This is a genomic window from Stieleria sp. (assembly GCF_041595215.1).
Lineage (GTDB): Bacteria > Planctomycetota > Planctomycetia > Pirellulales > Pirellulaceae > Stieleria > Stieleria magnilauensis.
The window spans coordinates 1-10,231 of the sequence record NZ_JBFHKV010000184.1 but is presented as its reverse complement, the minus strand read 5'-3'; the positions used below and the strand labels follow the sequence as shown (position 1 = coordinate 10,231).

The 10,231-nt window shown below is 60.7% G+C and carries 8 protein-coding genes and 1 pseudogene; 1 reads left to right on the top strand and 8 read right to left on the bottom strand.

Annotated features, from left to right (window positions below; genetic code table 11):
• From ABX749_RS09595 to ABX749_RS09580, 4 genes and pseudogenes are all read right to left on the bottom strand, one after another.
• Window positions 1-207: pseudogene (locus ABX749_RS09595) on the bottom strand (cytochrome oxidase assembly protein); the annotation flags it as partial.
• Window positions 208-277: 70 nt separating this feature from the next.
• Window positions 278-454: a hypothetical protein gene (locus ABX749_RS09590; RefSeq protein WP_372895783.1), complete on the bottom strand. Its 177-nt coding sequence runs from the start codon at window positions 452-454 to the stop codon at window positions 278-280.
• Window positions 451-1,692: a cytochrome c gene (locus ABX749_RS09585; RefSeq protein ID WP_372895782.1), complete on the bottom strand. Its 1,242-nt coding sequence runs from the start codon at window positions 1,690-1,692 to the stop codon at window positions 451-453. The genes ABX749_RS09590 and ABX749_RS09585 overlap by 4 nt, the downstream gene beginning before the upstream one ends.
• Before the next feature lie 358 nt (window positions 1,693-2,050).
• On the bottom strand, window positions 2,051-2,827 hold the full coding sequence (locus ABX749_RS09580; protein ID WP_372895781.1) for a methylamine utilization protein: 777 nt from the start codon (window positions 2,825-2,827) through the stop codon (window positions 2,051-2,053).
• Window positions 2,828-3,738: 911 nt separating this feature from the next.
• On the opposite strand from ABX749_RS09580, the gene purD reads away from it, so the two are divergent.
• Window positions 3,739-5,028 carry a phosphoribosylamine--glycine ligase gene (gene purD, locus ABX749_RS09575; RefSeq protein ID WP_372895780.1) on the top strand — a complete coding sequence of 430 codons (1,290 nt, stop codon included), beginning with the start codon at window positions 3,739-3,741 and terminating at the stop codon, window positions 5,026-5,028.
• Between the two features lie 111 nt (window positions 5,029-5,139).
• Here purD and ABX749_RS09570 read toward each other — a convergent pair whose 3' ends face one another.
• From ABX749_RS09570 to ABX749_RS09555, 4 genes are all read right to left on the bottom strand, one after another.
• Entirely contained in the window at window positions 5,140-6,150 is a 1,011-nt protein-coding gene (locus ABX749_RS09570) for a hypothetical protein (protein WP_372895779.1), read from the bottom strand.
• Between the two features lie 29 nt (window positions 6,151-6,179).
• On the bottom strand, window positions 6,180-8,303 hold the full coding sequence (locus tag ABX749_RS09565) for a hypothetical protein (protein WP_372895778.1): 2,124 nt from the start codon (window positions 8,301-8,303) through the stop codon (window positions 6,180-6,182).
• Window positions 8,300-9,730: a MotA/TolQ/ExbB proton channel family protein gene (locus ABX749_RS09560; protein ID WP_372895777.1), complete on the bottom strand. Its 1,431-nt coding sequence runs from the start codon at window positions 9,728-9,730 to the stop codon at window positions 8,300-8,302. Before ABX749_RS09560 ends, ABX749_RS09565 begins: the two co-directional genes overlap by 4 nt.
• 164 nt (window positions 9,731-9,894) lie before the next feature.
• Window positions 9,895-10,231 (bottom strand): hypothetical protein (locus tag ABX749_RS09555; protein WP_372895776.1); only part of this gene is annotated, 337 nt, incomplete at its 5' end.

Below are 10,231 nucleotides of genomic sequence, written 5' to 3'. Positions count from 1 at the left end.
AGTCGACAGCGGGTACAAAAATAGGTTGTATCCGTAAGTCCCAGGCCAATCGGGAACCGCCATCCCCGCGTCGTACGTGGTCACCAAACCGCCGACCCAAATCAACGGCCAGACCAGACACACCGACAACACCGCCAAGCGGTGCAGCAACGGTGACCGCTCTCCGGCGAGGCTGTGATTCGTTTCGCTGAATTCGTTTTCGCTCATCAATTCTCAATCGGGTCTGACAACGGTGGGATCGACAGGCTGACAGCCCGTCCCACGACGGCCCCAGCCGCTATCCTCCATGACGCATCGCGTGGATTTTCTCGCCGAGGATGCCGCCGGCCAGCGCCCCGCCGGCACCAAAGATCGCTCCCGGCAACACCCCACGTTGCCCGGCCATCACCATCAATGCGATCCCCAGCCCCAGACCGACGATGGCTCCGACGCTGCGGTAACTGTCACGACTCATGGTTTTGCCTCATCAAGCGACCGAACGTAATGCACGATGTCCCAAACCTGGTCGCTGGTCAGTTCTTTGTCCGACGGCTGATCCGACACGCTTCGTCCGGCCATCGGTGTGCCGGCGATCCCGGCAACAATCCGGCGGTACAGCGTCTCGGGATCTCCGCCGCCGCGATAAACACCGTCGGTCAACTTTCTGGGGCGAATCTGCCGCGGTCGCAATGCGCCCGCTTTGCGGAACGGCCGCACCGCCTCTCGATCGGTCGGCGTGACCGCGATGCCTTCGGTAAATTCTTTCGTCCAGTCGTCAAAGTCGAAGGTGACGATTTCTCCACCGCCTTGTTTTCCATGGCAACCGACACAATTGGCGATCGGGCCGTGAAACAACTCATTCCCCCGCGCGATCGAATCCGCATCGTCCGGTGTTTCCTCCGGCACGGCGATCACGTCTTGCGGGGCGTCGACCCATTGGCCGGTGATGCGGTCCAGGGTGTCTCGGGCCACCTCCATGGCGAACGCATCTTGGTCAAAATTCGCCAGCGTCAACAAACTGGCGTCGTCATCGGGCCGCGACTCTTCATAACCCAACTCGACCACCGCTTCGGTCAGCAAACGCCGTTCGAATTCGCCCCGAACCGACAAGTAGATGACGTAGTCGACCAAAGCTTCCAAATCCTCATCGGAAAGCCGCTGGAACGACGGCATCGCTGTCCCGGGTGCACCATGACGCAGAATCGTCATCAAGTCCTGGCGGGTCGGCTTGGCACCCCGCTGGGTCGATTTCCACTTGTAAACGCCGGGGCGAAAGTCACGCGGATAGGGGTTTTGCAACAACGATGCAGGACCGTTCCCGCCGCCGGAAACCCCGTGGCAGGTCACGCAGTGCTCGTTGAAGAGCCCGAAGTGCCGATTGTCTTGATCGCTGTAAACCGGCCCGGCAGCCCGCTGCAAATTCTCCAGCCGAACAAGCGACTTGGCTGCGTCGCGCGACATCTGGTCGGCGGGCCAGCGTGGTTCGATCGGCGTGCCGAACCAAACTTCCAACGCCGCGGTCGTATCCTCTGCGGCGAGTTCGGTTGGGGCATCCAGCTTGGCCGAGACGACCAGCGAATAAACCTGATTCGGCGGATACTGCTCCACCGGTGCATCACAGCCGCACAGTAAGGCTGCCGCGGACAGGACCCCGGCCCACAGGATTGGGGCAAGCCGAACCGGGACGAACACGGGTGCCGAGCCAGGCGGCACCGAAAAAATCGACGTTCTGCAGAAGGTTGGTCTCATAGGAGCAGCGTAACCGAACGCGATCGAATGAACCAACCGAATCAATTGTCGCAGTTTCCCCGCAGCGGCCAGATCGAACCGCCGCGGGCAACGCTGTGAAGCATTTATTCCCTGCGTTTGACGAGGTGTTCGCGGCAGGGCGCAAGCCCTCCGGTCGCTCAACGTTCCCGAAACACCGGAGGGCTCGCGCCCTACCGCTAAAAAAATGCTTCGCAGCGTTACGCCGCAGGGTTCGTTCATGGCCGGGCACGTCTCAGACCGTGGAAAGCACTTGGCGATCCAGCCGCCGGCGACGCGCCGGTCTGTCTCATCCGCTCGTCGCTTAGAACGCGTCGGCGGGGACCTCGATCGTGCCCATGTCGTTCAGACCGGGTTTGATCTCGACTTCGAACTTGCTGCTTCGCCATTCGGTTTCTTCACCGTTGACGATCACGTCTTTGAGAGATCCGTTTTCGTGGTTGGCACGAAAAACGACTTCTCCGACGGGCAATCCCTTGATCTCCAACACGCCGTCTTCATCGCTGACCGCGGCAAAGGGGTGATCGAGCACGACGACTTGAGCCTTCATCCAGTTATGAATATTGCAGGCGACCGGAATCGGCGCCGGCTCGTCTTCTTTCAGCTCGATTTCGACCGCCCCACCCGCGGGAACGGTGAGGTTTTGCTGGGTGTTGTTGAAGAACTGGAAATTGGCGTTGTGCCCGACCTTGTCCGGGTTGGTGACTTTGATCGTGTCACCTTTCTTGGCGATCACGACATGGGGCTCGAAACGACAATCCTGGTTCGCCAAGGTGTGGGTTTCGGGCTCCAATTCCATCGGCGGCAACTGGGTGCCGCGACGCCCGGTGTAGACGTACACGATCACATTCTTGATGCCGTTGTTCTTGGAATTCACGACCAAGGTCTCGTCCGGGATCATTTTCGAGCCGCAGAACGCTTGGTCCACGTTGGGCGTGATCGGAGGAAAACTCTTCGCGGCGCCCTTGAGCTTGAACGTCATCCGCAACGTTCCAGTTTCCTGGGCCTGGGCGGGGGAAACCGCGGTCAGCAACGTGCTGACGGCGATCACGACGGCCGTCGGAACAAACAATCGGGTCATAGATACAAAGTGGTTCACACTTAAACTCCTCGAGTGGTGGATGCCTAGAACGCAACGAGTGTAATTGGTCCGCGAGCGCAGATTAAGACCGCGTCCAGCAGTGACGTCGAAAGCTCTCACAAAGCCTCGTTCAGGACGAGCAATGAAAAAGGCGGCGGCCGAACCGGAGCGGGGGACTCAGTCGGCCGCCACCTTCTCAAAAACTAGTCGTCGGGAGTCGCGTCGCCATTGGGGTGGGGTGGGGTGCATAGGCGACAGAAACACGACTCCCGGGGGGTCACGTGGGATTATACGCTCGAAGGAAAAAATGTCTACCGCTAATGAACGATAAAGCTCCTGGAAGTCCCGTCGGCGCGGGTGGAAATCCGCCCCCATGGCCCGCGCCGCGCTGCGGTCGGGAGGTTCAGTCACCCTCCCGAATCGAGGTCGTGCCGTTTTCTAGCGTCACCCTCCTGGTAGGCATCGGTATCTCCACATCTTTTGCCTGTCAGATCTGTTCTGGGTGGATGGTTTTGGCCAACGGCCTGTTCCTGGGGCGGCGCAACCGTCGCAAATGCGTGGTTTGCTTGCCCCAGGCTAGGGATATGCATGCCCTTGGGGCAAAAAGCGACTTGTGTCGCTAACACTGCTTTTATGCAAAGCCACACGGACAGAGCCCAATACCGCAAAATCGACATTGGGGGCGCCGCTCGCGCTGGCGCGAACCGGCTGATGTCAATTGATGATCAGCCGTTTGGCGCGAGCCTACGGGCCCCGCGCTGGTCAAAACTTTGTCGATTGAGCGGTATTGGGACAGAGGCCCTCGGCAAGCAATCGCTGGAAGGCGCCATCTGCCATCAATCGCGTCAAACAATTACATTGCCCCCAATTAACGAAACCCCTTTGGATGAATCCTTCCCGCGGTGAATGTGATGAAAGTTTTGGTGGTCGGCAGCGGCGGGCGAGAACATGCCCTCGCCTGGAAACTGGGGCAGAGCCCCAAGGTGACGGAAGTATTTGTCGCGCCGGGCAATGCAGGCACCGCGCTGGAAGCGACCAACGTTGACATTGCAGCCACGGATGTCGACCAGCTGGTCGAATTTGCCAAGACCAACGCGATCGACTTGACCATCGTCGGCCCCGAAGCGCCGCTGGTGCTCGGACTGGTCGACGCACTCGAAGCCGCCGGGCTGCGCGTCTTTGGCCCCTCGGCCGCCGCGGCGGAACTGGAAGGCAGCAAGGTGTTTTGCAAAAACCTGCTGCACACCGCCGACATCCCGACGGCCGATTATCGCACCTTTCGAAATGCCGACGACGCCTCGCGGTACATCAAAGACAAGTACAGCGAGCCGACCGACCAGGTCCCGGTCGTTGTCAAAGCCGACGGGTTGGCCGCCGGCAAAGGCGTCATCGTTTGCGAAACACGTAGCGACGCGCTGCAGGCGATCGATCGCATCGCCGGACAAAAGGAGTTCGGCGAAGCGGGCAACGAATTGATCATCGAAGAAAAACTGATCGGCCAGGAAGCCAGCGTGCTGGCGATCACCGACGGCGAAACCATCATCTCGCTGCCGGCCGCCCAAGATCATAAACCGGCCCACGATGGCGACCGCGGTCCCAATACCGGCGGCATGGGCGCTTACTGCCCCACACCGATCGTCGACGAGGCGATGTTTGAAAAGATCGAATCCGACGTGCTGGTCCCCGTCGTCCACGCGATGAAACGGGCGCGGAAACCATTTAAAGGCGTGCTGTACGCCGGATTGATGCTGACCGCGGCCGGCCCCAAAGTGCTGGAGTTCAACGTCCGGTTCGGTGACCCGGAATGCCAACCGCTGTTGATGCGGCTGAAATCAGATTTGTTTGACGTCCTGGTCGCCGCCGCCGACGGAAAGCTGTCCGAACTCGAACCGCTGGAATGGGACGAGCGCCCCAGTCTGTGCGTCGTGATGGCCAGCGAAGGCTACCCGGGCAGCTATGAAAAGGGTCGTGTGATCACCGGACTGGACGAGGCGGCAAAGGTCGACGATGTGAAAGTCTTCCACGCCGGAACGACCACCGTCGATGGCAACGTCGTCAATGACGGCGGGCGTGTCCTGGGCGTCACCGCAATCGGCAACACCATCAGCGCCGCAAAACTGAAGGCCTATACCGCCGTCCAAAAAATCCGTTGGCCCGGCGCCTGGTGCCGCAAAGACATCAGCGACAAAGCGCTGCAGTAAGTGGGGTCAGCATCCTGCTTGCCACCCTCGCCGGCTCTGCCGGCCGGTTCCCGGCCTGTTGATTTATCCGTAGGGCATGCTGTGCATGCCAAATACCACGCACAGCGTGACCTACTGCGCCACCGACCTCGTCCCGCCGCCGGCGAAGTTCACGTAGATCGGACTGCCCTCTTTGATCGGTCGCGCCGCCGACGCGTAACCCTTGGCATAAATCTTCTCACGCAACTTGCGGAACGAACCGTAGCTGTCTGGATAGACCGCGACCGTCACCGTCGTCGTGCCCGGCGGGTATCCCGACAGTTCGACATCCAACCAATCATCGTTGGCCAGCACCTGATCGATCGGAGTTCCATAGGGCTCTCGCAGCGGCTCGAATGACGCGACCACCACGCGAGCGCGACTCATCCTGGCGATCGCATTGCCGTTGCTGACCAATTCGTTGCTCCGGTTGAGCACGTACCGCGCGACGTAGCCGCGGACCGGACCGACCGCCGCATCACTGACGCCCTCGCGAAGACTCGACGACGTGCGACGAAAATTGCGACCGATCTCATCGGCCAACAACTCAAACGGAATCACGGACAATCGATCGTCCTTCAAACGAAAATAGACCTCTTCGCCGAACACGGTCTTGGCCATCGGAGTCGGCAGGTGGGAGATCGCGACGATCGGCGGCTGCTTGCTTTCCAATTGCGTTCGCGCCCCGGCCAACTCGGCCAGTTCGTTCTTCAGCTTTGACGCTTCGGCGCTACGGATCGCGGCTTGGCGATTGGCATCGTCCAGCTTCGCTTGTTCGTCTTCCCAAGCCGCTTCGGCTTCGGTCAGTAAGGTCAACAGGATCGTACGACGTTCGGCTTGCTGTGCGATCTTGGAATCCAAGACTTTGATCGTTCGCTCCAGTCGCATCGAATCGGCCTGTGCCGACGCGGCGCGGGCCGCCATCGTGACCAACGTTTCCATCTCCGCTTCACCGGCAACACGTGCTTTGGGATCCAGCGGTTCTTGCACCTGCGGCTTTGCTTCGCGCATGATCGCTTCTGATTGGGCGCCTAACACCACAACCAGAATGATCAGGATGCCGACCAGGTTGGCGACGATGTCCAAAAAGGCATCGTGCCCCACCGAAACTCCTTCTCTGCGATGTCGCCCGCTCATTTCCGTTCACCTCGCGGGTTGTTTTCTGCCTGCGTGTACCCGGCGGCTTGGTCGTCACCGGTGCGTTGGATCGGTAGCCCGCTGCCGGTCATCAATCGTTGCCACTGGTCGTATCGCAATTCAGCTCCTGGCATGACGTCCACCTTCAACCGTGGCGACCATCGCGCACCGGGCGCCGCAGCCCCCCAACGTTCGATCCGATCTCGGACCGAGGTCGCCAGTTGCAGCGTCGCCAGATTGACGCCGTCCGGTTCGATCAAAAACGTTTCGCTCTGGCGCATCCCGGCGTCGGGCAACAAGATGAAACGATCGGCGTGAACTTGCAGACGAACCGACCGAACAATCTCGTTGCCACGCGCCAACACGACACTGCTGGGCAGCGCCCAGTCGGCGCCGTTGCGCTGCACCAACGCACCGGGCTTCCGCGACGTCGCTTGTTCGCTGGACGCGGGTTTCTGATCGGCCGCGTTGGGAACTTGGCCGTCAGTCGGTTGACCGGCTTTCATGCGCTGTGAAACCTTGGGTTGATCCAACCGGTTCATCCCCATCGGCGCACCGGCCATGGGACCGATCCCTGCCGGATTGTCCTTGGTTTGCGCACTCGCCTTGCCGTTGACGCGTTGCCGACCGCCGGAGTCGGCGTTGCCTTGCGCCAACATCGCCGATTGGGAATCGGCACCACCGCTGGATGGCAATTGCAATCCGAGTGCGTTTGCATCGGGGGTGTTCGGCTGGGGCTGGGTTTGATCCGGCGATCCCGAGTTTGTCCCGGCGGCGATCTGGTCAACCGCCGTCATCGCGGCCTGATTCAGATCGCGATCGGAGTCCACCTCTGCAAACGAAGACGCGGAATCTTGCAGCTGCCGCTCCAACCGTCGCTTGGCGGCTTCGGAAGTGATCGGTGAGGGCTCGCCACCGCCGCTGCGGCCGTAGGTTCGGGTCGGGAACATGCGATGGTCGCGAAAACCGCTTTGTCGGCCCTGACGATCCATCTGTGAAACCGACAGACGCGGCACCGGTTTGACTGGCTCGGGTGGTTGGCCCGCCTGTGAACTGACGGAGCCCGAACCGCCATAGGGGCTTTCGGCCACCGCCGCTGGGCCGGACGGTGCCGACGACTGCCGGGCGTTACTGGCCGAGGTTTGGCGGTCAAAGTTTCCGCCCGTTCCGCCGGGACCGGCCGGAGAGCGGCTGCCCGCCCCACGGATTGATCGTGCGATCGATTGTTGCGTCATCCGATCGAGTGCCTGGTTGATCGCATATTCCATCCGCTCTCGCATGGCCGGATCGGGGTTGGGGTAGGCGAGGTTGACGTCCGACGGAACCAGTTCGTACCCGAACTGATCATCCCAATCCAACATCGCCGCGCGGGCGGCGTAATAGCTGTCGACGCCCTCGGGGCGAACCAACAACATGGGATAGGGCGGGATGGCGTCGCCGTATTGTTGCATCGCGTGATAACGTGCGGCGCGGAGCGCGTCATCGAGCGGATTGGCGTGCCGCGATGTTTGCTCGAGTTGTGTCCGAGTGATGGCGACGCCTTCGGGCCAGATCGTCACGCCCTTGGCGGTGCATTCCAAATAGATCGGCCGACGCTCGGTGCCGTTAGGGCCTTGGTGCGGGACGATGACGAAACGCGGCTTGGCGGTTTTGATTTCCTCCCGCAACTTCTTCACAACCAACTGCTCTTTGACCAGCTGTTCGTTCAACGATTTCAGTTCTTCGGCGGTCGCGGCTGACGGCGGGTCGTCCGACATCGCCTGCTCCATCGCCTCGCCGATCTGTTTCAATCGCTGACGAATGCGTCGCATGTGATCTTCGACGTGAGCCAGTTGGTTGCGTCGGTCTTCCAGGTCACCGGTTTGTGCTTCGCGAAACGAAATCAATTCGCCCAAGCGAAACGCTTCCTCTTCGACCAACAACTCGACGTCACCGACGGTCAGCTGCCCCGGAACGCGTGTGGTTTCTTGGGCCGCCCTCTCGGCGATCTGCTGGGCCGCGTCGGAGGTGTTTTGTGCCACCAATGCCAACAACAGAATCAAGGTTCCCAGCGTGCAAACCAAGACGGCCAGGAATGGAAACAGCGTCGGCGAAAGGGTCTTTCGTCGCCGCCCGCTCATGCAGCCCGCCTCGAATCGTGCGTCACGTTCGACTTAACCACGGTCATTTCACGGGCCAACACATCGACGGCGCGGGCCAACACGATCATGGCGTCGGCCATGCCCTGTCCGGCCGCAGCCCCAATGTTTTCATCGATACGACGGTTTGTTTCGTCCAACAAGTTCAAGTTCGCCGCCAGCGTTTGCTGTAGGTTCAACACCGAACTGGCTTGCTCGCGAACCAACGCGGCCTGATCGACCTGGTCCAACATCATCGCCTGCTGTTTCGTCATCGCGTCCGCACCGGCAATGATCGTTTGTTGCCACGCGGCGAGTTGCGACTGCCACTTGTCGAATTGAATCCCGAGCTGTTCGCGATTCCGCTGAGTCGAAAACTCCATCTGCCCGGCGTGATCACGCAGTGCGGGCACCAGCGTTTGCTCCACCGCATCGATGAAGCTTTGTGATTGGACGTTGTGGGCTTGTTGCCAGTAGCCTTGTGCTTCGTCGATCGTTTGACGCCACAACGTCGTCTGATTGCTCAACGATTCTGCGACGGCCGCGCGGACGCCTTCGCACAACTGGGCCAACAATTCGAATTGATTGTCGGCGGCTTCGTCACCGGGCAGATGCAATCCGGTCAAGTAGCCGACGCGTTCGTCGATGGCGGCCAACAACTGTTGCTCGCTGCGTTCGACCGGAAACTGTAAAAAGATCGCGACGATCGACAGCACCAACCCCAACGCAGTCGTATCAAATGCGACGTACAAGCCGCTCTTCAAATTGTCGACCGCGGCGTTGCCGTTGGAAAAATCCAACCCGCCGAGTGTTTGCGTGATCCCGATCACGGTGCCCAAAAAGCCCAGCATCGGAATCGCCCACACGATGATGCGGATCAGGGCGAAGGAGTCGTGGGCGGAATCGGCGTCCCGCGACGAAAGCTCGCGCAAGTCGTCCGCCAAGTGTTTCGTCGTCCCGCGGCCGGATTGCCGCATCAAGACCTCGCGGAGACGAACGACCAGCTGAGATCGACCGATGTCGCGCGGCAGCTTGGCCAAGTTGCTCGACCATGCTTGGGCGACAAACCCCGCGTCGTGGCGATCGCGAAACTGTTGGGTCGGCGAATCGGTTTCTCGCCGCGGTGCCAACGCCGCGTCATCGGCCCGGCGAAGCAGCGACCATTGCTGACGCGTCGCCCATGACTTGAGCGACAAGATCGAAACAGCGACACAGAACAAAATGGTCGCCGCGATGGCAACGGGGTGACCGAGGAAGTAGCGTTCCAGCGCGGCCCACTGCGTGACGTAAATCACCGCGTAGAACACGCCCGCCAACACGCCCCCACCGGCGACCGCGACGATGCCGCTGAGCCGGTCGCGGTGATCCGCAACACGACTGTCCTGGTTGCTATCAAACTTGCCTGCGTTTTGCGATTCAGTCTTGCTCACGCCAGCGTCCTTGCCGGTTCGAGGGGTCAAAATGTTGCACCGGTGTCCAAGCACAATCCTTACCACCCCATCGTCTTTCCCCTCAGGTCAACTTCACCCAATCCACAGAATTCAACACCGCCCCGTGACGTAAGCGATCCGTGGCGTAAGCTTCCAGCTTGCCACTACGGAGCACGTTTGCCTTCGACGTAGACGTAGGTGTTTTGGCCGGTCTTCAGGACGTTGAGTCCGAAGGGGTCGATGGTCGTCACCTTGCCTTCTGACGCCTTGGCTTCCACTTCGTACACCATCAAGACCGTCGCGGCGGACTTGATCGCGACGTGTTCCTCATGGTGCCACTGCTGGACTGGCAGACACACAAACGCGGGTTTCCCCGGCGTCGGCTGGTTCCCCGGCGGGGGCTGGCTCCCCGGCGGTGGCTGGGGCAACGCCAGCGAATCGACGTTGGCGATGCGAAACGCGATGAAGTGATTCAGCGAGTCGGGGATGTCGGCCGGCGGT